A 22,663-nucleotide genomic window follows, 5' to 3' on the forward strand; every position below is an offset into this window, starting at 1 on the left:
AGCGACATCTTGGCGTCTGACCAACGGGCCGCCCGCCCCCCGGGCGGTGTCATCGGTCATGCCGCCTGCGCGAGAGGGCGGGCGGGCCGCGTCTGCTCATAGGCGTGGCCGACCCGCAGGAGCGTGTGCTCGCCGAGCGGGCGCCCGATGAGCTGCATGCCGATCGGCAGCCCCGCGCTGTCCTGGCCGACGGGGACGGACAGCGACGGCACCCCGGTGATGTTCGCGGGGGACGACAGGCGCACGTATGCGTCGGAGACACCTTCCACGGTGCCGTCGGCCCAGGTGACCGTCGGCCGTCCCGCCTCGACGGCGGTGGCGGGGACGGTCGGGGCGGCGATCACGTCGACCTCGCGCGCCATGTGTGCCCACTCCTCGCGCATCCGGGTGCGGGCGCGTTGTGCGCGCAAGTAGTCGCCCGCGGGCATGAGTTCACCGGCTTCGAGGAGGAGGCGTACGTCGTCCTGGTACAGCTCGGGGACCGTGCGCAGGGTGTGCGCGTGGTAGGCGGTCGCCTCGGGCACCATCAGGCCCCAGTGGGTGGCCTTGATGTAGCGGGTCATGGGGATGTCGACCTCGACCGGGCGTGCGCCGAGGGAGCGGAGCCGGTCGACGGCGTCCCGGACGGCGGCCTCGACCTCCGGGTCGACGTGGTCGAAGTAGTAGGTGCGCGGGATGCCCACACGTATCCCTTTCAGGTGCGTGTTCGCGCGGGGACGGAAGTCGGTCGGGGGTGTGACCAGGGAGGCGGGGTCGCGCGGGTCGTGACCGGTCAGGGCGGTGAGGACCAGGCCCGCGTCCTCGACGGTGCGGGTGATCGGGCCCACATGGTCGAGGGACCAGGACAGGGAGGTGACGCCGTGGCGGGGGACGAGGCCGTAGGTCGGTTTGAGCCCGACGACCCCGTTGAGCGCGGCGGGCACCCGGATCGATCCGCCGGTGTCGGTGCCGAGCGCGAAGGTCGCGGCACCCGCCGCCACGGCGACGGCGGACCCGCCGCTCGAACCGCCCGCGACGCGCCCGGTGTTCCAGGCGTTGCTGGTCTGCGGGGTCGTCAGCCCGTAGGCGAACTCATGGGTGTGCGTCTTGCCGACGAGCAGCGCGCCGGCCGCGGTCAGGCGGGCGGTGACGGTGCTGTCGGCCCGCGCCCGGTGGTCGGCCCGCACGCGTGAACTGGCCGTCGTCGCCGCGCCCGCGACATCGATGAGGTCCTTGAGTCCCATCGGGATGCCGTGCAGCGGGCCCCGGTGACGGCCGGCCGCTATCTCGCGCTCCGCGTCGCGCGCGGCCCGGCGGGCCCGCTCGGCCGTGACGGTGACGTAGGCGTGGAGCTCAGGCTCCACCCGCGCGACGCGGTCGAGGACGGAGTCGGTCAGCTCCACGGGTGACAGCCGCCGTGTCCGGATCGCGTCGGCGGCCGCGGCCAGGGTGAGTTCATACGGCTGCATCGGGGGCCTCCTGCTCGGCGGCGCGGTAGGCGGTCGCGGGCGGGGTGTCCCCGAGGTCCAGTTCGCGCAGGACCGCGACGACGGAGTGGATGTGATCGGCGGTGGCCGCGACCGCGGCGTGCCGGTCGGCGGGCAGGGCAAGCCCGGCGCGTGCGGCCCAGACGGCGGCTTGCGCGGGAGTGAGTTCGGCGGAGGACATGACGGTTCTCCCTGGACTGGTGACGGTTAAAGCAAAGCTTTTGCGTTAGTCGACGGTAAGGCCTACGGTGACCTAACGCAAACGAATAGCCTTTAAGGGCTTGTCCGTACTGCCCGTACTGTCCTTACCGCACCAAGGAGACGACCGATCGTGAGCGCTGCACCCACAACGGACTCGGCCGACTTGACCGGCACGCCGTCCTGGACCGTCGGTGACGCGACCGTCCACCGCATCGACGAGGTCGCCCTGCCGCCCGCCACCGGTCCATGGCTGCTGCCCGACGCCACTCCGGAGGTCGTCACCGGACAGGACTGGCTGCACCCGCACTTCGCCGACCGGGACGGGGCGCTGCGCCTCGACAGCCACAGCTTCGCGTTCGTCCTCGACGGCCTGCGCATCGTGGTCGACACGGGCATCGGCAACGGCAAGGAGCGGGCCAACCCCGCCTGGCACGACCTGGACACCGACTACCTCCGGCGTCTCGAGGCCGCCGGATTCCCGCCGGACGCCGTCGACCTCGTGCTCCTCACCCACCTGCACGCCGATCACGTCGGCTGGAACACCCGCCGCGAGAACGGCACTTGGGTGCCCACCTTTCCCCGCGCCCGCTACGTCACCTCGCGCGTCGAGCGCGAGTTCTGGGCCGGGTACGCCATGGACGAGGCGCGGGCGCAGTTGTTCCGGGACTCCGTGCTTCCGGTCGAGGAAGCGGGGCTGCTCGACCTCGTCGACGTACCGGGCGACGGCGTCGAGGTCGTCCCGGGCCTTCGTCTGCTCCCCACACCCGGACACACCCCGGGACATGTCGCGGTCGAGCTGACGAGCCGCGGGCGGACTGCGGTGATCACCGGGGACTGTGTGCACCACCCGGTCCAGTTCGCCCACCCCGCCATCGGCGCAGGCGTCGACATCGACCCCGTACGGTCCGAGGCCACCCGCCGTACGCTGCTCGGCTCGCTCGCCGGGACGGACACGCTCGTCCTGGGCACCCACTTCGCGCCACCCACCGCGGGACGGGTCGTGGCACACCGAGGGGCCTACCGGTTGGCGCCGGTCGCACCACGCTGACCTGGGCCCTTGCCGCGCACCCTTGACATGTACTCTTTCGCTCCGACAACGCGGCGATCGCCCGACAGCGGGCGCGTGCCGCACAGGGGAGGGACATTGCGCAAGGGAAGGCTGTGGGCCGTCGCAGCGGCGGCCGCGGCGACGAGCGTGCTGGTGACACCGGCCGCGCACGCGGAGGGCACGGGGGACATCCGTGTCATCAAGACGGTCGTCGACCACGGGACCAACGTCATCGTCGGCACGTCGAAGACGATCAACTACCCGGTCCAGATCACGATCAAGGACAACTCCGGCGTCAAGGGGCTCAGTCGCGTGAGCACCTTCAACCGGTACAACGGCTACGGCTTCGCGGACTGGACCGGCACGTCGTGCGTCAAGAAGAGCGCCACGACCTCGGTGTGCACGGCCACCATGACCATCAAGCCGGAGTGGATCGCGTCCAGCGACGACATCGACTCCAACAAGGTCGCCGGAGTCTGGCAGGTCAACGCCACCGTGCGGGCGAAGGACGGGAACTACTGGATCTCCGACAACATCGCCCAGTACAAGGTGAAGCGGGCGTCCGTCCTCGTGACGAACGCGGCGCCCGAGCCGGTGAAGCGCGGCGGAAAGCTCACCGTCACCGGCAAACTGACCCGCGCCAACTGGGAGGACCGCAAGTATCACGGCTACTCGGGCCAGTCGGTCACCCTGCAGTTCAAGAAGGCCGGGAGGACGTCGTACAAGAGCGTCAGGACGGTGAAGACGAACGGCACCGGCGACCTGCGCACCACCGTCACCGCGAGCGCGGCCGGAACCTGGCGCTGGTCCTTCCCGGGCACCACCTCGACGGCCGCGGTCACCTCGACCGGGGACAACGTGAAGCTGGGGTAGTGGCCGACACATCGGTGAGTCGGTGAGTCGGTGAGCCAGTAAGCCGATCCGTCGCTGAAGCGGTTCCCCGTCGGCCGTCGTCGCTGGTGAGCGCGGTGCTCGGCGGGGAAGCCGCGGCCGGGGCCCGCACGGGCCTACGCGTCCGGGACCCAGCTTCCGTGGAAGCCCAGCGGCACCCGGCCGGGCAACTGGACCCGGGCGAGCGGACGGCCGCCGAAGTCCTGGGCGGACAGGATCAGCAGGTCGGTGGCGCCCCGGTCGGGGTCGTTCACGTAGGACAGGACATAGCCGTCGTCCTCGTCGCGCGCACCGCGCCGGGGCACGAACACGGGCTCGCTGACGGCCGCGCCCCTCGGGCAGCGGTGCAGCTGCCGACTGCCGCGCAGCATGTCGTGTTTCACCAGGTAGTTCGAGAACTTCTCGTCCGGCGGCACACCGTCCACGGTCTCGTACGCGCGCCACATCTCGGCCGTGCTCGCCGTGTAGGCGTAGCGGTGCCTGCGCGCGACCAGGGCCTCGTTGACGCGGGGGAATTCCTGCGGGCGGTCGTCGAGGCACGTCGCGCCGACCCGGCCCGTGCGGAGATCGACGGTCCAGCGGTTCAGCGTCGGGGAGCCGGTCGCGGACGGGCCGCCCGAGCCGCGGCCCGCGACGTAGAACGGTGCGGGGAACCCGATGTACTCCACGACGACGGTGTCCCCCTCGTCGTAGGCGTTGAGGGTGTGCGAGTAGTACACCGCGGGTATCTCGAACCAACGTGTGCAGCCGCCGGTGCGCGGCAACAGGCCGATGCGCATGGGGTGTGCGTCGTTCCACACGTAGGGGACGGCCGCGCCCGCCTCCGCCGCGGCGGCGTCGAAGGTGATGGGCACATCCACGATCACCACGTACTTCCCGGTGAGCGCGAAGTCGTGCATCATCGGCGCGTCCGCCACCGGGACGTGTGTCGTCCGGGCCACCCGGCCGGTCCCGTCGATCATGATGTGGCGCACGTGGTCCCAGGCCGGGTAGTACGCGACGGCGTGCAGTTCGTCGGCCGCCGCGTCGTACTTGGTGTGCGCGGTGAACGCCCCCGAGAGCGTCGAGCGGAAGTCGTACGGGCGCAGGGTGCGGAGTTCGCCGTCCAGCTCGTACGGCAGCGGCCCGCTCTCCTGCATTGCAAGGATGCGGCCCTTGTAGGGGATGACATGTGTGTTGCACGCGAAGTCGTCCGGCGGCACCCGGCCCGGATATGTCTCACCGAGTTTCCCGGCCACCTGCGAGGAGCGCACCCAGCGGTTGCGGTACCACTCCGCGCGCCCGCCGCGCAGCCGGACCCCGTGCACCATGCCGTCGCCGAGCATCCAGTGGTGGGCGCGGACGTCCTCCAGGCCCAGCGCGTTCGGGCCGTTGCGCAGATAGCGGCCGTCCAGGTCGCGGGGGATGCGGCCGATGACCCGGAGATCGAAGGCGGTCAGCTCCTCGGTGGCCGGCGCGAACGCCCCCTCCAGGAACGGGAACGAGCCCGCCCCCGTACGTGTTCGCGTGCCTCCGCCGCTCGCCCTCACATGCGTACGCGCGTCTCCGCCGCTCGCCCGTGCCGTGGCCGTGAGGGCGCCGGGCAGCGGACCGCCCGCGACCACACCGCCCGCCGCCGCGACCGCGACACCTTTGAGTACGTTCCGCCGTGTGTGCCCGGACATCATGAACTCCCCGCGTCGTGGTCCCGTTACTGCGTCGTCGTGGCTGGTGGCTTCACCACGAACCACCCTCCTCCTCGGCCTGCGGCGGCACAGTCGGCCCAGGCCCCGGACCGGGGGTGGTGCTGACACCACCGCCGGGCCCGGACGGGCCGTAGTATCGGGTGATCTCAGGCGGGGAGGCGGGGGTGGGGTATGGGCCGGCAGCGTCCTGACGTCCCGACGCTGGAGGAGGTGGCGGCCCGCGCGGGTGTGGGGCGCGGCACCGTCTCCCGCGTCATCAACAACGCGCCGGGCGTGCGGAGTTCGACCCGGGACGCGGTCCGCCGCGCCATCGCCGAACTGGGCTACGTGCCCAACTTCGCCGCCCGCTCCCTCGCCGTCCGGCGCGCCGACGCCGTGGCGCTCGTGATGATGGAGTCGGACTGGCGGCTGTTCGGCGAGCCCTTCTTCAGCGAGATCGTCCGCGCCGTCGGCAACGCCCTGACGGACAGCGGGATGCAGCTCCTGCTCACTTTGATCCGCTCCGGGACCGAGCGGCAGCGCTTCCTGGAGTACGCCCGGGGCGGCCGGGTGGACGGCGTCCTGCTGATGTCCGTCCGCGCCCAGGACCCACTGCCCGACATGCTCGCGGACGCGGGCCTGCCCACCGTGCTGCTCGGCCGCCGCACCGGCGAGGAATGTGTGACCTACGTCGACGCGGACAACGTCGGCGGTGCGCGCAGCGCAGTCTCCCACCTCCTCGACAGCGGGCGCCGCACCATCGCCGCGATCACCGGACCGCTCGACATGTACGTCGCCCAGTGCCGGCTGCGCGGCTACCGCGAGGCCCTGCGGCGCGCGGGCGTCGAGGACGTGCCGTCGCTGGTCGTGGAGGGTGACTTCACCGAGGAGCGCGGACGCCTCGCCATGGCGGGACTCATCGAGCGACACCCGGGGATCGACGGGGTCTTCGCCGCGTCGGACACCACGGCGGCCGGCGCGCTCACCGCCCTGCGCGCGGCCGGCCGCCGGGTCCCTGACGACGTCAAAGTGATCGGCTTCGACGACTTCCCGTTGGCCGAGCGGACGGACCCGAAGCTGACCACCGTGCGCCAGCCCGTGGACGAGATCGGCCGGACGATGGTGCGGTTGCTCCAGGAGGAGATGCGGGAGCCCGCCGCGGCCTGGCGCCACGTCATCCTCCGCACGGAGCTGGTGCTGCGCGACTCGGCCTGAAGCCCGATCGCATGACCGCAGGGCTGTCGGCGCGCGGTGCACGGAAGCGCTCCCAGCCAACGTTGTGCACGGGAGCGCTCCCAGCCAACGTCGCCCCCTCCAGCCCGATCCTGCCCAGTCTCTTGTCAGGGACATGCGCGACTTCTACAGTCCCTACCGCATCGCGATTGGGAGCGCTCCCAACCGGCCGGGTGTCCCACTGCCCCGGGCGGAGCGCGCCCAGACGTCTCGGCTGTCCTTCCCCCACTCAGAGAGGCCCCCGCATGCGATCGTCACCGCATCCGCGCAGTACGCGCAGCACCGCACACGGCCTGCTCGGCGCACTGCTCACCGCCGTGGCCCTGATGGCGGCGCTCATCACCGCCACGCCCCCGGCGCACGCCGACACCACCCTGTGCGAGGAGTTCGGGTCGACCACGGTCCAAGGGCGCTACGTGGTCCAGAACAACCGCTGGGGCACGAGCGCGACCCAGTGCATCACCGCCACGGACACGGGTTTCCGGGTCGACCAGGCCGACGGCTCCGTGCCCACCAACGGCGCCCCGAAGTCGTACCCGTCGATCTACAACGGCTGCCACTACACCAACTGTTCACCGGGGACCAACCTCCCCGCGCAGCTCAGCACCATCTCCTCCGCACCGACCAGCATCAGCTACAGCTACGTCGGCAACGCGGTCTACGACGCCGCGTACGACATCTGGCTCGACCCCACCCCCAAGAAGGACGGGGTGAACCGGACCGAGATCATGGTGTGGTTCAACAAGGTCGGGGCGGTCCAGCCCGTGGGGTCGCAGGTCGGGACCGCGACCGTGGCCGGGCGCACCTGGCAGGTCTGGTCCGGCAACAACGGCGGCAACGACGTGCTGTCCTTCGTCGCCCCCTCGGCGATCTCCAGCTGGAGTTTCGACGTCATGGACTTCGTGCGGCAGGCCGTCTCGCGCGGACTCGCCCAGAACAACTGGTACCTGACGAGCATTCAGGCCGGTTTCGAGCCGTGGCAGAACGGCGCCGGGCTGGCCGTCACCTCCTTCTCCTCCACGGTCAACACCGGCGGCGGCAGCGACCCGGGCGGCCCCGGCGGCTCGACGGCCTGCAAGGTCGCGTACGGGACCAACGTCTGGCAGGGCGGCTTCACGGCCGACGTCACCGTCACCAACTCCGGGTCGACGCCGGTCGACGGATGGCAGCTCGCCTTCACCCTGCCCTCGGGGCAGCGCGTCACCAGCGCCTGGAACGCCTCGCTGTCCGCGCAGTCGGGCGCGGTGACCGCGAGCGGCCTGGCGCACAACGCGCGCATCGGCGCCGGTGGCAGCCAGAGCTTCGGCTTCCAGGGAACCTACGGCGGCACGTTCGCGAAACCGGTGGCCTTCAGCCTGAACGGGACCGCGTGCGCCGTGGCGTAGCGCCCCCGGCCCGGGACGAAACCGAGGTGCCCCGAGAGGGGCAGGTCGGGTAGCGTACGGGCCATGTCGAGTCCTGAATCAGACGAGGTGGGGGCTTTCGGTCACGCCGTCAGCCCCCTGCACCACTGAACCACGCAGTCCAGCGATGAGGGCTGGCCGCGGTGACGAGATGACCTTCCGTCCTTCTCCTCACCCCGGAGCGACTCGATGCCTCTCCCTCTCCCCGTCCCTCTCTACCTGCTCGCCGTGGCGGTCTTCGCCATGGGCACGTCCGAGTTCATGCTCGCCGGTCTGCTGCCGGACATCGCCGCCGACCTCGGCGTCCCGGTCGGGACCGCGTCCACCCTGACCTCCGCCTTCGCGATCGGCATGATCGTCGGCGCGCCCCTCGCGGCCGCGCTCTCCCGCAGCTGGCCCCCGCGCTCCAGCCTCTTCGGGTGCGTCGTGGCGTTCGCCGCGGCGCACGTGGTGGGCGCCTGTGCCATGAGTTTCCCGGTGCTGTTCGCCGCCCGCGTCGTCGCCGCGCTCGCGAACGCCGGGTTCCTCGCCATCGCCCTCACCGTCACCGCCACGCTGGTCGCGCCCGGCAAGCAGGGCCGGGCGCTGGCCGTGCTCCTCGCAGGCACGACACTGGCCACGATCGCCGGCGTCCCCGGCGGCTCACTGCTCGGCACGCTGCTCGGCTGGCGGGCCACCTTCTGGGCCGTCGCCGCGCTCTGCGCGCCCGCGGCGTACGGCATCCTGCGGGGCGTCCCGGCGGGCCGCACGAAGGAGCGGACGGCGGACGGACCGGCCCTCCGGGCGGAGTTCGCACAACTGGCGAGGCCGAGGCTGCTGCACGCGATGCTGCTCGGCACCCTGGTGAACGCCGCGACCTTCGCCGGGTTCACGTTCCTCGCGCCCGTCGTCACCGGCGTCGCCGGGCTGAGCGACGCGTGGATCCCCGCCGCGCTCGTGCTGTTCGGCGTGGGCGCGTTCGCGGGAGTCACCGTGGCCGGACGGCTGTCCGACCGGTACCCCGGCCGGATCGTCGCGGTCGGCGGACCGACGGCGCTGATCGGCTGGTGCGCCCTGGCGGCGTTCGCGGACCAGCCGGTCACGCTGCTCGCCCTGGTGTGCGTACAGGGAGCGCTGTCGTTCGCGCTCGGCTCCACCCTGATCGCGCGGGTCCTGCACGAGGCGGCGGCGGCCCCCGTCATGGCCGGCTCGTACGCGACGGCGGCGCTCAACATCGGCGCCGCCGGCGGCCCGCTCCTCGCCGCGGCCACGCTCGGAACGGGTCCGGGGGAGGTCGGGCCGCTGTGGGCCAGCGGGGCCCTGATCGCCGTAGCACTGCTCATCGCGCTTCTCGCCGCACCCTCGGCCGTACGAGGACGGGGGCGGGGGCGCCGGCGTCAGTTGCCGTCGTCGGAGGCCGGGGCGCCCGGGACGCGGCGGTCGCCGCCGTTGCGGTCCTGCCACAGGCGGTAGACGTCCACGGCGCCGTCGCGCGGCTCGTGCCGCATCGGCAGCCGGCGCTCCTGCCACGGCTTGGCGAACTCGTCGTAGAACGTGGACAGCTCGAAGTACTTGCGGTCGTCGACGTAGTGCGGCTCGTAGGCCTCACGGGTCGCGACGAAGACGACCTCGTCGGGGGAGCAGTAGTAGAGCGCGCCCAGACACATCGGGCACGGCTGCGCCAGGACGTAGATCGTGGCGCCGGTGAGGTGCTCGGTGCCGAGCTTCACGCAGGCGTCCCGGACGGCGAGGATCTCGGCGTGCGCCGTCGGGTCGTTGGTCTGGGCGACCTGATTGCCGCGCTCCGCGACGATCTCGCCGTCCTTCACGATGACGGTGGCGAAGGGACGGCCGCCGTCCAGGACGTTGGTGCGGGCCAGGTCGATGGTGCGCTGGACGTAGTCCATGGAATGCCTCCGGTCGTTGGCGGGCTGTTTCTCGTGCGCTGCTTCCATCGTGGCTGAGCAGGCGGTATAGCGTCCAAGACGCGCTGATGATGCCTCCTATAGAAGTCACCTATATGTGGCGGGTGCGCGGCGTAGGCTCGGCGGATGGATGGCTCCCGTGCAGCTCCGGCACCTGCAGTAGCTGCTCGCCGTCGTCGAGCACGGCACCTTGACCTGGGCCGCCGAGGTGCTGCACGTGTCCCAGGCGACCCTGTCGCAGCAGATCCGGTCGCTGGAGCGGACGCGCCGCCCTGCACGCCAGGTCGGGCGGCCACCGTTCGGCGGCGCTACGCGCTTTCGGGGCGTTGGTGCGGGCGCAGATGGCGGAGCGGGGCCTGCCACCCGCGACCTGAGGCGGCAGGCATCCATGGCCCGCAGGCACATCGACGGCCGAGTCGGCGCAGCTGTCGCGCCGCTGGACCCGGACCAGGCCACGAAACTGGTGGCCGTCTTCCGGGCGTTGGGTGGGCCCACTACTGGCTGCTCCCGGCCATGACGGACCGCCTGGCGAACCTCCTCACGCGCCCGGCGCCGACGTATGGTCGGGGCGCATGATGATGCGTTGGCACCCGGCCACCCTGAGCTGGGACGAAGTGGACCCGGCACGCCACGCGTTCGACGACGCGGCCGCGGCACGGCTGGTGCGCTCACTTCCGCACGGCGAGACCACGGAGTGGGCCGACGCCGTGTCGTACGCCCTCGTCCAGCGGTACGGGACCTGGGCCGTCGGATGGCGCTGGTCCCACGACGAGGGGGACTTCGACGGTGGCCCGGTCGGCAGCTGGTGCTGTCCGCGGCACTCCCTCACCACGCCGGAGGAGACGCGGGCCCGCGTCGTCGCGGCGCTCGGCGAATGGCGCGAGTGGCTGGAGACCCTGGCCGACTGGTTCGAGGCGTACCCGCTGGACCTGGGCGACATCGAGGACCAGCGGATCCTGTGGGAGCGCGCGGCGCGGAATCTGATCCTTCAGGTCGTCGACCGCACCGGGTGCGGCAGCGGCTGGCACCACCACTGTCGCCAGGTGCTCACCTGGTTCCTCGCGCGCTGGGGCGTCGCACCCGACAAGGCGCGGGACCTGGCCGACGCGGCGATCGGCGGACGCTTCCACAGCTGGACGGAGCCGCGCACCGTGCTGGTCGACGACATCGCGGAACAACTGGCGTACTCCGTCCACGCGGAGGACGCCGCCGCGCCCTCGGAGACGCCGCCCCCGGACCACCTGGCACGCTGGCTGGCGGTGCGTGCGGCGGTGCCGTGGCACGAGGCACCGGAGACCGGGACGACAGGGCCGGTGACGCCGTCCCGCGACGGGGCGGCGGAGGACATCCGGGCCTTCGACGGCGTCATCGACCCGGCCCGCGCGGACGGCATGCTCGCCGCCCTGCGACTCCTCCGGGCCGACGCGGCACGCGGCGCCCGACTCGACTTCGCGCTGCTCAGCACATGGCAACGGCACGTCCTCACCACCCCGCAGCCACCACCGTTCCGCGACGGACCGGCCTTCGCCAAAGGAGGCCGCGAACGGTACGGCATCGGTCCCGACACCCGGGCCCTCTTCGACACCTGCCTGAGCGAGGCCGCTCCCGACGCGAGCCCCTCGCTCCCGCTGACTGCCCGCGCCGCCCGCGCCTACCTGGACGTCTGCTTCTTCCACCCCTTCGACGACGGCAACGCCCGCTCCGCCTTCCTCACCCTCGTCCACGTCCTGGCCCGCGAGGACGTCACCCTCGACGGGGTCTCCCTGCTGCGCCGCGTCAGCTTCCCTCCGGACAGCCCCGAGGACGCGCTCCTCCTCGCCCGCTTCATCGGCGTCCATCTCAGGGAAACGCTCGGCCGCGCACAGGCAGCTCCGGCAGCCAGTCGTGGCCCGGGTCGTACTCCAGCCACCGGTTCCGCGACGCCTGTTCCGCGCACGCTGCGGTGAGGCGGTCGAGGCCTGGATGTGTGTGTTCGGTGCGCCAGAGGAGGGACCAGGCGTAGAGCGGTGTCGGGTCGACCAAGGGGACGGAGCGGATTCCGGGGGCGTCGGGCAGAGGGACGTCCGCCGGGAGGAGGGAGAAGCGTTCCGGGGACTCGGCTATCTCGCTCAGGAAGTGGGGGAGCCCGAGGTTGATGCTCGAAGCCCTGTCGCGCAGACCGAAGCGTTCGGCGAACTGGTGGAGGAAGTCGAGCCGGTCCAGGGTGCCGGGCGCCCACAGGACGCTGCCGCGCAATTGCGCGGGGCGTAGCGCCCGCGCGGAGGCGAGCGGATGCTCGGAGCTGAGCACGGCGTCGACGGGTTCGAGGCGGATGAGCCGGTGCGTGAGGTCCGAGTGCAGCGGAGGGTGGACCCGGCCGAACGCCGCGTCGATGTCTCCGTTGAGCAGGGCCGTGGTCACCGAGGGCAGGTCGCGGCCATGGCCGAGGGTCAACTCACCTGCCTGCGAGGCTACTTGCGTCAAGGTTCGCATCGGTGCGTACAGGTGTCCCCAGACGTCCACGCGCAGCGGGCCCTCGTCCCCGGTCACCGCAGCCACCGCGGCGTCGGCGGCGTTCACCGTGTGGCGGGCCGGCGGCAGAAAGCGCTGCCCCGCCTCGGTGAGACGGACTCCGGTACCACCACGCTCCAACAACCGCGTCCCGAGCAGAACCTCCAGCCGCGCGATCCGTTTCGACAGGGCCTGCTGGGAGATGCCGAGGGTGCCGGCGGCCCGCCCGAAGTGCAGTTCCTCGGCGGTGCGGACGAAGGCGCGTACCTGGGCCACATCGAGATCCACGGCGCTCACCATAGGCGACAACCGTCGGTTGTCGGCGGCGGGTGGGGGTTGTTGGAGCTAAGGGCGGTGCCGAGGGTTGCATCCCCGGTATGCGAAGACTTGTTGCCACAGGGGAAGCGGCGTGTCCGGTCGCCTTCACCGACGTCTCCCAGCCCGTCCCGGCACCGGACGAGGCACTGATCAAGGTCGAGGCGTTCGCGCCGAACCGCGGTGAGACGTTCCTCGTCGAGCGCCCCGCGCCGGGGTGGCTGCCCGGCAAGGACGTCGCGGGCCTGGTCGTGCAGGCCGCGGCGGACGGATCGGGCCCAGCCATGGGCACCCGTGTGGTCGGGCACCCGGCGCACAGCGGCTGGGCCGAGTACGCGGCCGTGCCCACCCACTCCCTCGCCCCACTCCCGGACGGCGTCGACACCGTACAGGCGGCGGCCCTGCCCCTGGCCGGAATCACGGCCCTGCGCCTCCTGCGTACGGCCCCTTGCTCAGCAGGCCTCCGGGTGCTGCTGACGGGCGCCTCCGGCGGAGTCGGCCACTACGTCACCGAACTCGCCCTGGGGGCCGGCGCCGAAGTGACCGCCGTGACGGCGACGCCCGTACGCGGTGCACGGCTCAAGGCGTTGGGCGCCCGGGTGGTCCACGACATCGCGGACGCGGAAGGACCGTTCGACATCGTCCTGGAGTCCACTGGCGGCCCCGCACTCGCGGCCGCACTGCGCAGAACGCGCCCTGGCGGCACACTCATCTGGTCGGCCAGGCGAGCCGTACCCCGGCCACGCTGGACTTCTTCGACCTGTTGCACGGACCCGAACGCGTCACGATCCAGCACTTCCACTACGCGGGCGCCCCCTACGGCCCCGACCTCGCGGCACTGGTGCGCCTCGTCGCGCAGGACCGCTTGCATCCCGAAATCGACCGGGTCGCTGACTGGTCGCAGGCCGCCCCGACCCTCGTCGACCTGCGCGAGCGCCGTATCCGCGGCAAAGCCGTCCTGCTGACCGGAGGAACCGCACGATGAACGTTCACGAGTTCGCCGCCGCCCAAGGGACCCGTGCGACCGGCGCGGGCGTCGATCCGCACGAGTACCGGCGGGTCACCGGCGCCCTCACCTCCGTCACCGGCTGGGGCCCGGCCCTCGTACGCACCGCACACGCCCATCTCGCCCGCGCGGAGGCGGCGGACTCGGCCGTCTCCTGTGGTGAACACGTGCTGATGGCGGCCCGGTGGTTCCACCTCGCCACGCTCGCGCCGTACACGGATGCGCACCGCGCCGCGGCCGAGGCGGACCGGGCGCTCGGCCGCGCCCTGAAGCTGCTGGAGCCGGGCGCGCGACGCGTGAGCGGTGACGGCTTCACCGGCTGGCTGCGCGGCCCCCGCGACGCCTCCGGGACCGTGCTCGTCATCCCCGGCCTCGACTCCGCCAAGGAGGAGTTCCTCGACCTGGCGTCGGCGCTCCTTGCCAGGGGCCTCGCGGTGTTCGCGATGGACGGCCCGGGGCAGGGCTCGCTCGCGGGCACGACGACCATGCGGCCCGACTACGAGCAGGTCGTGGGCCGGGTCATCGACGCCCTGGGCGTTCCGCGGGTCGCCGTCGTCGGCCTGAGCCTGGGTGGATACTTCGCCGCCCGCACCGCCGCACTGGAACCGCGCGTGAACGCGGTCGCCACCGTCAGCGGGCCGTTCCGCCTCGACTGGGAGCAACTGCCCGATCCCGTACGGGACATCATGGCCGACCGCACCGGAAGCGCCGACGCCGCCCGCGACTTCGCCCGGCACGTGGACCTCTCCGCACTGGCGCCCCGCATCACGGCCCCCTTGCTGGTCGTGGACGGCGGCCAGGACACCATCCCCGGCGTGACGAACGGCGAACCACTGGCCGCACTGGCACCGCACGGCACCCACCTGTCCGTCCCGCACGGCGACCACCTGCTGGGCAACGCCCGCTCCGACTGGCTGCCCCAGGTGGCCGACCACCTCACGGGCGGGTGAAAGGCGCGTTCACCGCAGACGCTCACCGGAGCAGTGCGGACTACGCTTAAACGCGCACCGTGAGCCGTTCAGGCCGGGTGGGACCGGTGGAGGAGTGGCTCGGACGGTCCACGGGGATCGAGGACAGCCAGCTCCGTCAGCGGACACTTCACGGCTGTGTGCCGGCCGGCCAAGGCCGTGTCCGACCTGGCCGCGCGCCCGGAGGGGTGCGCTCGGAGGGGTGCGCTCGGTCGGGGTGACCGTGCTGCACGGCGACGGCAGGGTCGACCACCTCACCGCCTCCGACGAGGTGTGCAGGCGTCCGGAGGAGGCCCGGATCGAGTGGGGCGAGGGGCCTTGCCTGGACAGCGCGCGCAGCGGTCGGGTCCTCGATCCGGTGAACCTGCGGACCGAGGGCCCCGGTTCGGAGCGCTGGCCCAGGTTCATGCCGCGGGCCCGGGCCGCCGGATACACCAGCGTCGCCTCGGTGCCGCTGCGCGTCGCCGTGGGCGCGGTGAACCTCCTGCACGCGGGCCCGCCCGCAGCGACGTCATCGCCCGGCTGGAGACCGCCCTCGACTCCCGCATCGTCATCGAGCAGGCCAAAGGCGCCCTGGCCTCCCGGCTCGGCACCGACGTGCATGAGGCGCCCCGAGCGCCCTGGTCCTCGTCCTCGTACTCGTCCTAGTCGATGCAGAACTCGTTGCCCTCGATGTCCAGCATGGGGATGCAGGCGTCGTTGCCGTCGTACAGCGTCTGGACGTGGACCGCTCCGAGCGGTTCGAGCCGGGCGCGTTCGGCCTCCAGGGCGGCCAGGCGCTCCTCGCCGACGAGACCGGTGCCGACCCGGACGTCGAGGTGCACGCGGTTCTTGACGGCCTTGCCCTCGGGGACGCGCTGGAAGTACAGCCGCGGCCCCTCGCCGGTCGGGTCCACGCACGCGAACCAGGCGTCCCGTCGCTCCGGGGGCTGTGCGCGCTTGTACTCGTCCCACGTGGCGAACCCCGAGGGCGGCGGGGGCACGACGTACCCGAGCACCTCGCACCAGAACCGGGCGAGACGCTCCGGCTCCGCGCAGTCGAAGGTGACCTGGAACTTCTTGATCGACGACGTCATCGGGCCACGATATGAGCACACGCCGGACGGCGACACCGATTATGACGGGACGGCAGGAGCGGTACGGACGCGGTTCGTTGCGTGCAACGCCCCTCGCCGACCCCCTCCGTCCTCGGGACCGCGACCCGTCGGCGCGCTACGGTGGTGAGGGCGGACGGCGCGCGGAGTGCGCCGCCCGCGTGAGCGATCCGCTCCCGACCCCGGAAGGGGGCTGCGGATGGGCAGCGGCGGCGTGACGATCCGGCAACTCCTCGACCGCATGGACACCGTGACGAGCGAGGAGCAGCGCCGTTCCTGGGCGGTCGACTGCGCGCACGCCCTGGGCCTGGACGGCGTCGCCGTCTCGGTGCAGGGGGAACTGCTCTGGTTCAGCGACGACACGAGCGCCCGGCTCGAGGACGTGCAGGCCGTCCTCGGACAGGGCCCCGGCCTGCGCTTCCCCGTCGGCGAGGGCGTGCGGGAAGTCCCCGACGTGGACCGGCTCGTGATGCGGTTCTGGCCGCAGTTCGTGCCCGAGGCGCAGGAGCTGGGCGTGGCCGCGGTGTTCGTGTGGCCGGTGCGCATCGGCGCGGTCGACAGCGGCACCCTGACCGGCTACCGGCGCACCGAGGGCGCGCTGAGCGAGCAGCAGCGGGCCGAGGGCTGGCTGGTCGCGGACCATCTCGCCGCGCACATGCTGGCCCGCTGGCCCGACAACACCGCCGGTCACAACGGGCCGGGGCGCGCGGGCGCGGTGGATCTGCACCGGGCCGAGGTGCACCAGGCCACCGGCGTCCTCAGCGGAAAACTCGACATCCCGTTGCCCGAAGCGCTGGTCCGGCTGCGCGCCGAGGCCTACTCCTCCGGCCGGACCCTGACGGAGACGGCCCAGAGCGTCCTGGAGCGCGAACTGCCCGCCTAGTCCGGCACATCTCCCCTCACACGACCCTGTGCTGAGAACGCAGAAAGAAGACGCCGCATGAGCAGGGAAGAACACATCGCCCGCACGTTCCTGGAGCTCGCGGACACGCTGGTGGAGGACTTCGACCTGATCGAGTTCTTGCAGCAGATGACGGTCCGCTGCCGGGAGCTCCTCGACATCACCGACGCCGTCGTCCTCCTCGCGCACCCCGCCCCGCGCCTCTACAGCCCCGCCCCGTGCGACCCGCAGCCCGCCCTGCAGCGTGTCATCGACGCGGCGTGCGTGGAGGGCCCGGCTGTCGAGGCGTACCGCCTGACCCACGCGGTCATCCCCGACTATCCTGCCCCCGGCGAACAGTCCGCCGAGTGGCCGGAGCTGCACTCCGCGCTCGATCAGGCGGGGTACGCCCTGCCGACCGCGGTGCCCATGCGGCTGCGCGGCGAGAGCCTGGGCGCGCTGCTCCTGCTGCACACCGGGGACCGTGCCCTGTCCCCGGACGACCTGCTGCTGGCCCAGGCGCTGGCGGACGCCGCCACGATCGGCCTGCTGCACGCCCGTACGCTGGGCCGGCAGGAGACGATCAACGGGCAGCTGCACACCGCCCTGCACAACCGCATCATCATCGAGCAGGCGAAGGGCATCGTCGCCGTCCGCCGCCAGATCTCCCTCAACAACGCCTTCGCGGCCCTGCGCGCGCACGCCCGCGACCACGACGCCCGGATCAGCACGATCGCCATGGACGTCATCGACACCGGCCTCCTGCCCGCCGTCCCGGCCACCGGCCCGCACCAGGAACCCGGCGGCTCCGCATAGCGGACGATCACCATCGGCGCCCCCACAGCCCCACACCGCGCCAGGCACGACCCCCGTTTCAGGACACGCCAGTCGACATCTGGACAAGGCCGTCGGCCGCGCCCGAGCATGGTCCTGTCCTTGTGACCGGTCAATGTCAAAGGCGCATGAGTGCCGCGCCCCGCCCTGGAGAGCCGATGCCCGTGACGGACCACAGTCTGGCAGCCGCGATCCGGCGCATCGCCCGCACCGAGGGGTTCGGCCCGGCGGCGCGCGAGCTGTGCTCGTCGACGGTGCCGCTGCTCGCCGACGCCGTACTCGTCCACCTCGAGGAGACGGGCGCCGACGGCGCGCCCCGGGAGCTGCGCCTCGTCGCCTCCGCCGGATGCGGCCCGCTGCCGCCCGAGCGCACCGGCGTCCTGCTCGGTGGGAAGCTGTCCCAGCTGCTCCTGGCGAAGGCACCGCTGTGCGGCGAGGACCCGGACGTCGAGGCCGCCCTGACCGAGATGTGGGGCACGGGAGCGTGGTCGACCGGCGCGGACCGTGTACTCGTCGCCCCGTTCCGTGGACCCGAGCGGGCATCCGGCCTGGTCGTCATGGTGCGCAGGACCGACCGGCTCGCGTTCGCCGCCGACGACGTCGCGGCCGCCGACCAGTTGTCCACCCACCTGTCCCTCACGTCTGCCACGGCTCCCGCGTCCCCTGCGGCCCCCGCGTCCACGAACGGAGAAGTGCCCCGGGAGGCGGCCGAGGAGGCCATCCGGGCGGCCCGGTCGCTCCCGGCCGAACAGCCGACCCCGACCATGCGCCGCGACGGCGACCGCCTGCGCTTCGTCGGAGCGGCGACCCGGAGGATCGCGCGCGGATTCGACCTCGACGAGATCGTCCTCGGCCTGTGCCGGGCGACCGTGCCCACCTTCTCCGACGCGATCCTGGTCTACCTGTGCGAACCGCTGCCGGTCGGCGACGAGCGCCCGGCCGGGCCGATGGTGCTGCGCCGCCGCCGCACCGACCGGGTCCCGGGCGGCTACGGCAGGGACCCGGACCTCGGACCGCTGTCCGCGCCGCCCCGCGCCGAACTCCTGCCGCCCACCGTCGAGTTGTGCGAGGTGCGGCCCGGCGGCGCGCTCGCCGAGGTGCTGCGCGGGGTGCGGCCCGTCTTCGCGGACTCGCCCGTGGCGCTGTCCGCGCTGCCCGAACTCTTCGGCGGCGATCCGCAGGTGCCGCTGGGGCGCCGCGCGATCCTGGCGCCCCTGCGCGGGCGCCGCCGGGTGATCGGCGCGGCGGTGTTCCTGCGCTCCTCGGACCGGCCGCCGTTCCACTCCGAGGACCTCCTTGTGGCGGGGACGCTGGTGACGCACGGCGCGCTCGGCATCGACAAGGCGGTCCTGTACGGGCGCGAGGCGTACATCGCGGACGAGTTGCAGCGCCGGATGCTCCCCGCGTCGCTCGTCCACCCCGCGGGCGCGCGGCTCGCCTCGCGCTATCTGCCCGCGGCGGAGACGGCACGGGTCGGCGGCGACTGGTACGACGCGATTCCGCTGCCCGGCAGCCGCGTCGCCCTCGTCGTCGGCGACGTCATGGGCCACTCCATGACCTCCGCCGCGATCATGGGCCAGCTCCGCACCACCGCGCGGGTCCTCGCCGGACTCGACCTGCCGCCGCACGAGATCCTGGAGCACCTGGACGAGCACGCGGTCGAGGCGGACTGCATGGCGACCTGCGTGTACGCCATCTACGACCCGGTCTCGCACCGCATCACGATCGCCAACGCCGGGCATCCGCCGCCGATCATGCTGCACCTGGGCGGCCGCGCCGAGGTCCTGCGGGTCCCGCCGGGGGCGCCCGTCGGGGTGGGCGGCGTGGACTTCGAGACGGTCGAGCTGGACGCCCCGTCCGGCGCCACGCTGCTCTTCTACACCGACGGCCTGGTCGAGTCGCGCCTGCGCGACGTGGGCAGCGGCATCGAGCAGCTGCGGGAACGGCTCGCCGCCACCGCGCAGTTGACCGGCCCCGACCACCCGCCGCCCCTCGAAGCGCTCTGCGACGACGTGCTGGACATGACCGGACACGGGGAGCGGGACGACGACATCGCGCTGCTCGCCGCCCGCTTCGACGGGATCCCGCCCAGCGATGTCGCGTACTGGTTCCTGGACCCGGAGGACTCCGCGCCCGGCCGCGCCCGCCGCCTCGCCCGGGGTGTGCTGGCGCGCTGGGGCCTGGAGGAGCTGTCGGACTCCGTCGAGCTGCTCGTGAGCGAGGTCGTCACCAACGCGGTGCGCTACGCCTCACGGCCGGTGACCCTGCGCCTGCTCCGCACCGACGTGCTGCGCTGCGAGGTCGGCGACGACGTCCCGCAACTGCCGCGCCAGCGCCAGGCCCGCGCCACCGACGAGGACGGCCGCGGCCTGTTCCTGGTGAACCGGCTGGCCAAGCGGTGGGGTGCGACGCGTCTGTCGACGGGGAAGATCGTCTGGTTCGAGATGCCCGCGCCCTGATCCTCTTCGGCGATGCCCGCGCCCTAATCCTCTTCGGCTGCGATGAGGGTGGTCACCCGGACCAGCGCCGGGCGTGGGGGAGTGGAGCCGAAACCGAAGCGGACCGGCGGGGTGACGCTCGTGAGCGCGCCCTGGTCGTGTCCCTCCACGCGGACGGACGCCGAGGTCAGCGCGTGCTCGTCGAGGGCGCAGTAGTACTCGTGGCGTCCGCCTCCCGCCGTGCCGACGGTGCGGACGCCGCGGCGTGCCAGGCGGGCCACGGGGTCGATCAGCCGGCACCAGGCGCGGGTCCGCGCGAGCGGCCGGGGGACGAGGGTGAGCAGGAGCCCGACGCCCGTACGGGCCCCGGTGGCCAGCGTGAGGTCTACCGAGGAGGACCGGACGGCGATGCGGCCGGGGCCCTCCACGGTGAGCGCGACGGGTTCCACCCGGACCTCGTCGAACGTGTACGTGGCCGCGATGTACGCGGCGAGCTCGGCGGTCGGGGCGATGAGGACGCGGTGTCCGTCGGGCCGCTCCATCATGAGGTCGGTCACCGGTCCGAACGGTGACTCCCGCCACATGCCGACGACCAGCCGGACACCGGCCCGGGTGCCGAGTCCCGCGATCGCTCCGTCGAATCGGTCCACGCCGGCCAGCCTAGGCGCTGCGGCGCGGGGTCACGACCGGGGCCACGGCTGGCCGCTGAGCCGCTCGATGCTCGTGTTGAAGCGCTGGAGGTACTGCGCGAAGGCCCGCACGTCGTCCGCCGGCCAGTCCTCGAAGACCTTGTCCAGCTGCTCGACGTGCACCCGCTGCTCCGCGTCGAGGCGGCGTATGCCCTCCTCGGTCAGCCGGAACTTGCGGGCCATGCCGCCGTCGGGGTCCGGGATGCGTTCGAGCAGGCCCGCCCGCATCGCGTGGGCCGTCTGCCGGTTGACGGTCGAGGCGTCGAGCACGAACGCCTCGCTGAGCTGGCCGATCGACATCGGGCCCTGCACCCGGATCCGGCTGAGCATGATGTACGCGCTGCGTTCGAGGCGGTCCGCCTCCCGGCGGCGCTTGTCGTTGCCGAGCTGATGCCAGCCGAGCACCATGTGCTCGAACTCGACCAACTGCGAGGGCTTCTCCATGTGCGTGCGTCCTCCCAGGTCCGACGGTATCGCAGGGTGTGAGCCCGCTCCCGTGTGTGCCCTCTGCATGTGATGTGCACGATACATTGCATGTGTATGCTGCACATCGCTGCACGTGCCGTGCCGACGTGACGCACGAAACGACGCACGTGTCGAAAGAGACTGAGGAGTCCGTATGGATGCCCCCGAGACGACCAGCCGCTCAGGCGCTGTCGTCGCCACGCTGGCGCTCGCCGGTACCGTCGCCGCGATCATGCAGACGCTGGTGACGCCGCTCATCGCCGAGCTGCCGCGGATCCTGGACACGTCGTCCTCGAACGCGGCCTGGGTGATCACGGTGACGCTGCTCGTGTCGGGTGTGTGCGTGCCGGTCTCCGGCCGCCTCGGCGACCTCATAGGCAAGCGCCGCATGATGCTCGTCTGCGCCGTGCCGCTGATCCTGGGCTCCGTGGTGTGCGCGCTGTCCTCCTCCCTCGTACCGATGATCGTCGGACGGGGACTGCAGGGCATGGGCATGGGCATGGTCCCGCTCGGCATCGCGCTCCTTCGCGACGTCGTGCCCACCGAGAAGCTCAGCGGCTCCATCGCCCTGGTCAGTGCCTCCATGGGTATCGGCGGCGCCATCGGCCTGCCGATCGCCGCGGCCGTCGCCCAGTACGCCAACTGGCGCGTGCTGTTCTGGGGCGCGGCCGTGCTCGCCCTGATCGTCAGCGTGATGATCTTCGTCATCGTGCCCGACGTCCCGGCGGGCGCGAAGGGGCAGCGGTTCGACGCGCCCGGCGCCGTCGGTCTCGCCATCGGCCTGGTCTCGCTGCTGCTCGCCATCTCCAAGGGCGCCGACTGGGGCTGGGCCTCCGGCACCACGCTCGGCCTGTTCGCGGTCGCCGTCGTCGCCCTGGGCGTCTGGGGCCTCTACGAGCTGCGCACCCGCGACCCGCTCGTCGACCTGCGCACCACGGCCCGCCCGCGCGTGCTGTTCACCAACGCCGCCTCGATCCTCATCGGCGTCGGCATGTACTCCTTCATGCTGATCGCGCCCCAGCTGCTCCAGTTCCCGAAGGCGACGGGGTACGGTCTCGGCCAGTCGATGCTCGCCGCCGGTCTGTGGATCGCGCCCGGCGGCATCATGATGATGCTGATCTCGCCGCTCGGCGGGAAGCTGATCAACGCGCGCGGCCCGAAGACCGCGCTCATCCTCGGTGCCCTGGTGATCGCCGCCGGCTACGGCGTAGCGCTGCCGCTCATGGGCACGGCCTGGGGCATCATGGTCTCCGGCATCGTGATCAACAGCGGTGTCGCCCTCGCGTACGGCGCCATGCCCGCCCTCATCATGAGCTCGGTGCCGCTCTCCGAGACGGCCGCCGCCAACGGGTTCAACACCCTGATGCGCTCGCTCGGCACCACCATCGGCTCCGCCGTCATCGGTGTCGTCCTGGCCCAGATGACCATCAGCATGGGCGGCTTCACCTTCGCGTCCGAGAGCGGGTTCCGCACCGGCCTGATGATCGGCTGCGGCGTGGCCCTCGTCTCCGCCGCCGTCGCGACCCTCATTCCGGGGCTGCGCGAGCCGGCTGGGGACGCGGCCGCCAAGGGCGAGCCGGCCGACGCCGACCAGGCGCCCGCCGCGGCCTGACCCTCCCAGGTGTGCGCTGTGCCGTCCCACGTGTGTGCGGGTACCGGGTGCCGGTGTTCACA

Annotated in this window: 20 protein-coding genes and 2 pseudogenes; 14 read left to right on the forward strand and 8 right to left on the reverse strand. The window is 72.4% G+C overall.

Annotated features, from left to right (window positions below):
- Positions 1-56 precede the first annotated feature (56 nt).
- Together N5I75_RS35535 and N5I75_RS35540 are read right to left on the reverse strand one after the other, a co-directional pair.
- Positions 57-1,448 (reverse strand): amidase, encoded by a 1,392-nt coding sequence (locus N5I75_RS35535; protein ID WP_476684281.1) that lies wholly within the window; start codon positions 1,446-1,448, stop codon positions 57-59.
- The gene (locus tag N5I75_RS35540) at positions 1,435-1,647 is read right to left on the reverse strand and encodes a hypothetical protein (RefSeq protein WP_476684282.1); all 213 of its coding nucleotides are present in this window, start codon (positions 1,645-1,647) and stop codon (positions 1,435-1,437) included. Before N5I75_RS35540 ends, N5I75_RS35535 begins: the two co-directional genes overlap by 14 nt.
- A 150-nt stretch (positions 1,648-1,797) precedes the next feature.
- Between N5I75_RS35540 and N5I75_RS35545 the strand changes: the two genes are divergently transcribed.
- Together N5I75_RS35545 and N5I75_RS35550 are read left to right on the forward strand one after the other, a co-directional pair.
- Positions 1,798-2,715 (forward strand): MBL fold metallo-hydrolase, encoded by a 918-nt coding sequence (locus tag N5I75_RS35545; RefSeq protein WP_476684283.1) that lies wholly within the window; start codon positions 1,798-1,800, stop codon positions 2,713-2,715.
- 96 nt (positions 2,716-2,811) lie between these two features.
- Complete coding sequence (locus N5I75_RS35550; protein WP_476684284.1) at positions 2,812-3,588, forward strand: hypothetical protein; 777 nt, start codon at positions 2,812-2,814, stop codon at positions 3,586-3,588.
- Between the two features lie 134 nt (positions 3,589-3,722).
- Here the strand turns inward: N5I75_RS35550 and N5I75_RS35555 are convergent, their stop codons facing one another.
- Positions 3,723-5,270, reverse strand: a complete 1,548-nt coding sequence (locus N5I75_RS35555) for a carotenoid oxygenase family protein (RefSeq protein WP_476684285.1) — start codon at positions 5,268-5,270, stop codon at positions 3,723-3,725.
- A 192-nt stretch (positions 5,271-5,462) separates the two neighbouring features.
- Here N5I75_RS35555 and N5I75_RS35560 point away from each other — a divergent pair, with 192 nt between their 5' ends.
- The 3 genes from N5I75_RS35560 (at position 5,463) to N5I75_RS35570 (ending at position 9,358) form a co-directional block, all read left to right on the forward strand.
- Positions 5,463-6,485, forward strand: coding sequence for a LacI family DNA-binding transcriptional regulator (locus N5I75_RS35560; protein WP_476684286.1), 1,023 nt, complete (start codon positions 5,463-5,465; stop codon positions 6,483-6,485).
- A 263-nt stretch (positions 6,486-6,748) separates the two neighbouring features.
- On the forward strand, positions 6,749-7,888 hold the full coding sequence (locus N5I75_RS35565; protein ID WP_476684287.1) for a glycoside hydrolase family 12 protein: 1,140 nt from the start codon (positions 6,749-6,751) through the stop codon (positions 7,886-7,888).
- A gap of 207 nt (positions 7,889-8,095) precedes the next feature.
- On the forward strand, positions 8,096-9,358 hold the full coding sequence (locus N5I75_RS35570) for a Cmx/CmrA family chloramphenicol efflux MFS transporter (RefSeq protein ID WP_476684288.1): 1,263 nt from the start codon (positions 8,096-8,098) through the stop codon (positions 9,356-9,358).
- Here the strand turns inward: N5I75_RS35570 and N5I75_RS35575 are convergent.
- Positions 9,283-9,792, reverse strand: a complete 510-nt coding sequence (locus N5I75_RS35575) for a nucleoside deaminase (RefSeq protein ID WP_476684289.1) — start codon at positions 9,790-9,792, stop codon at positions 9,283-9,285. The genes N5I75_RS35570 and N5I75_RS35575 overlap by 76 nt on opposite strands.
- A 181-nt stretch (positions 9,793-9,973) precedes the next feature.
- Between N5I75_RS35575 and N5I75_RS35580 the strand changes: the two are divergent.
- A pseudogene (locus N5I75_RS35580) lies at positions 9,974-10,075 on the forward strand (LysR family transcriptional regulator); the annotation flags it as partial.
- A gap of 307 nt (positions 10,076-10,382) precedes the next feature.
- Entirely contained in the window at positions 10,383-11,756 is a 1,374-nt protein-coding gene (locus tag N5I75_RS35585) for a Fic family protein (RefSeq protein WP_476684290.1), read from the forward strand.
- Here N5I75_RS35585 and N5I75_RS35590 read toward each other — a convergent pair.
- Positions 11,650-12,588 (reverse strand): LysR family transcriptional regulator, encoded by a 939-nt coding sequence (locus N5I75_RS35590; RefSeq protein ID WP_476684291.1) that lies wholly within the window; start codon positions 12,586-12,588, stop codon positions 11,650-11,652. The genes N5I75_RS35585 and N5I75_RS35590 overlap by 107 nt on opposite strands.
- 89 nt (positions 12,589-12,677) lie before the next feature.
- On the opposite strand from N5I75_RS35590, the pseudogene N5I75_RS35595 reads away from it, so the two are divergent.
- The 3 genes and pseudogenes from N5I75_RS35595 to N5I75_RS35605 all read left to right on the forward strand — a co-directional run bounded on the left by N5I75_RS35595 (position 12,678) and on the right by N5I75_RS35605 (position 15,237).
- Positions 12,678-13,600, forward strand: a pseudogene (locus tag N5I75_RS35595) (zinc-binding dehydrogenase).
- Positions 13,597-14,571, forward strand: coding sequence for an alpha/beta hydrolase family protein (locus N5I75_RS35600; protein ID WP_476684292.1), 975 nt, complete (start codon positions 13,597-13,599; stop codon positions 14,569-14,571). Before N5I75_RS35595 ends, N5I75_RS35600 begins: the two are co-directional and overlap by 4 nt.
- 321 nt (positions 14,572-14,892) lie before the next feature.
- The gene (locus N5I75_RS35605) at positions 14,893-15,237 is read left to right on the forward strand and encodes an ANTAR domain-containing protein (protein WP_476684293.1); all 345 of its coding nucleotides are present in this window, start codon (positions 14,893-14,895) and stop codon (positions 15,235-15,237) included.
- Here N5I75_RS35605 and N5I75_RS35610 read toward each other — a convergent pair.
- A complete protein-coding gene (locus N5I75_RS35610) occupies positions 15,234-15,665 on the reverse strand; it encodes a VOC family protein (protein WP_476684294.1) in 432 nt (143 codons plus the stop codon). The two genes, N5I75_RS35605 and N5I75_RS35610, sit on opposite strands and share 4 nt — an antisense overlap.
- A 217-nt stretch (positions 15,666-15,882) precedes the next feature.
- Between N5I75_RS35610 and N5I75_RS35615 the strand changes: the two genes are divergently transcribed.
- The 3 genes from N5I75_RS35615 to N5I75_RS35625 all read left to right on the forward strand — a co-directional run bounded on the left by N5I75_RS35615 (position 15,883) and on the right by N5I75_RS35625 (position 19,856).
- Entirely contained in the window at positions 15,883-16,566 is a 684-nt protein-coding gene (locus N5I75_RS35615) for an ANTAR domain-containing protein (RefSeq protein WP_476684295.1), read from the forward strand.
- Positions 16,567-16,623: 57 nt separating this feature from the next.
- Positions 16,624-17,379, forward strand: coding sequence for an ANTAR domain-containing protein (locus tag N5I75_RS35620; RefSeq protein WP_476684296.1), 756 nt, complete (start codon positions 16,624-16,626; stop codon positions 17,377-17,379).
- Between the two features lie 182 nt (positions 17,380-17,561).
- Positions 17,562-19,856 (forward strand): ATP-binding SpoIIE family protein phosphatase, encoded by a 2,295-nt coding sequence (locus N5I75_RS35625; RefSeq protein ID WP_476684297.1) that lies wholly within the window; start codon positions 17,562-17,564, stop codon positions 19,854-19,856.
- Between the two features lie 23 nt (positions 19,857-19,879).
- Here the strand turns inward: N5I75_RS35625 and N5I75_RS35630 are convergent, their stop codons facing one another.
- Together N5I75_RS35630 and N5I75_RS35635 are read right to left on the reverse strand one after the other, a co-directional pair.
- Complete coding sequence (locus N5I75_RS35630) at positions 19,880-20,485, reverse strand: hypothetical protein (RefSeq protein ID WP_476684298.1); 606 nt, start codon at positions 20,483-20,485, stop codon at positions 19,880-19,882.
- A gap of 30 nt (positions 20,486-20,515) precedes the next feature.
- Positions 20,516-20,968: a MarR family winged helix-turn-helix transcriptional regulator gene (locus N5I75_RS35635; protein WP_476684299.1), complete on the reverse strand. Its 453-nt coding sequence runs from the start codon at positions 20,966-20,968 to the stop codon at positions 20,516-20,518.
- 175 nt (positions 20,969-21,143) lie between these two features.
- Here N5I75_RS35635 and N5I75_RS35640 point away from each other — a divergent pair, with 175 nt between their 5' ends.
- The gene (locus N5I75_RS35640; protein WP_476684300.1) at positions 21,144-22,601 is read left to right on the forward strand and encodes an MFS transporter; all 1,458 of its coding nucleotides are present in this window, start codon (positions 21,144-21,146) and stop codon (positions 22,599-22,601) included.
- Positions 22,602-22,663: the final 62 nt, after the last annotated feature.

It is taken from the genome of Streptomyces sp. R818, from assembly GCF_056172735.1.

Bases quoted from the DNA above. Each gene is read 5' to 3' on its own strand.
- N5I75_RS35535 (WP_476684281.1), bottom strand. From the start codon at position 1,448: ATGCAGCCGTATGAACTCACCCTGGCCGCGGCCGCCGACGCGATCCGG.
- N5I75_RS35540 (WP_476684282.1), bottom strand. From the start codon at position 1,647: ATGTCCTCCGCCGAACTCACTCCCGCGCAAGCCGCCGTCTGGGCCGCA.
- N5I75_RS35555 (WP_476684285.1), bottom strand. From the start codon at position 5,270: ATGTCCGGGCACACACGGCGGAACGTACTCAAAGGTGTCGCGGTCGCG.
- N5I75_RS35560 (WP_476684286.1), top strand. From the start codon at position 5,463: ATGGGCCGGCAGCGTCCTGACGTCCCGACGCTGGAGGAGGTGGCGGCC.
- N5I75_RS35565 (WP_476684287.1), top strand. From the start codon at position 6,749: ATGCGATCGTCACCGCATCCGCGCAGTACGCGCAGCACCGCACACGGC.
- N5I75_RS35570 (WP_476684288.1), top strand. From the start codon at position 8,096: ATGCCTCTCCCTCTCCCCGTCCCTCTCTACCTGCTCGCCGTGGCGGTC.
- N5I75_RS35575 (WP_476684289.1), bottom strand. From the start codon at position 9,792: ATGGACTACGTCCAGCGCACCATCGACCTGGCCCGCACCAACGTCCTG.
- N5I75_RS35585 (WP_476684290.1), top strand. From the start codon at position 10,383: ATGATGATGCGTTGGCACCCGGCCACCCTGAGCTGGGACGAAGTGGAC.
- N5I75_RS35600 (WP_476684292.1), top strand. From the start codon at position 13,597: ATGAACGTTCACGAGTTCGCCGCCGCCCAAGGGACCCGTGCGACCGGC.
- N5I75_RS35610 (WP_476684294.1), bottom strand. From the start codon at position 15,665: ATGACGTCGTCGATCAAGAAGTTCCAGGTCACCTTCGACTGCGCGGAG.
- N5I75_RS35615 (WP_476684295.1), top strand. From the start codon at position 15,883: ATGGGCAGCGGCGGCGTGACGATCCGGCAACTCCTCGACCGCATGGAC.
- N5I75_RS35620 (WP_476684296.1), top strand. From the start codon at position 16,624: ATGAGCAGGGAAGAACACATCGCCCGCACGTTCCTGGAGCTCGCGGAC.
- N5I75_RS35635 (WP_476684299.1), bottom strand. From the start codon at position 20,968: ATGGAGAAGCCCTCGCAGTTGGTCGAGTTCGAGCACATGGTGCTCGGC.
- N5I75_RS35640 (WP_476684300.1), top strand. From the start codon at position 21,144: ATGGATGCCCCCGAGACGACCAGCCGCTCAGGCGCTGTCGTCGCCACG.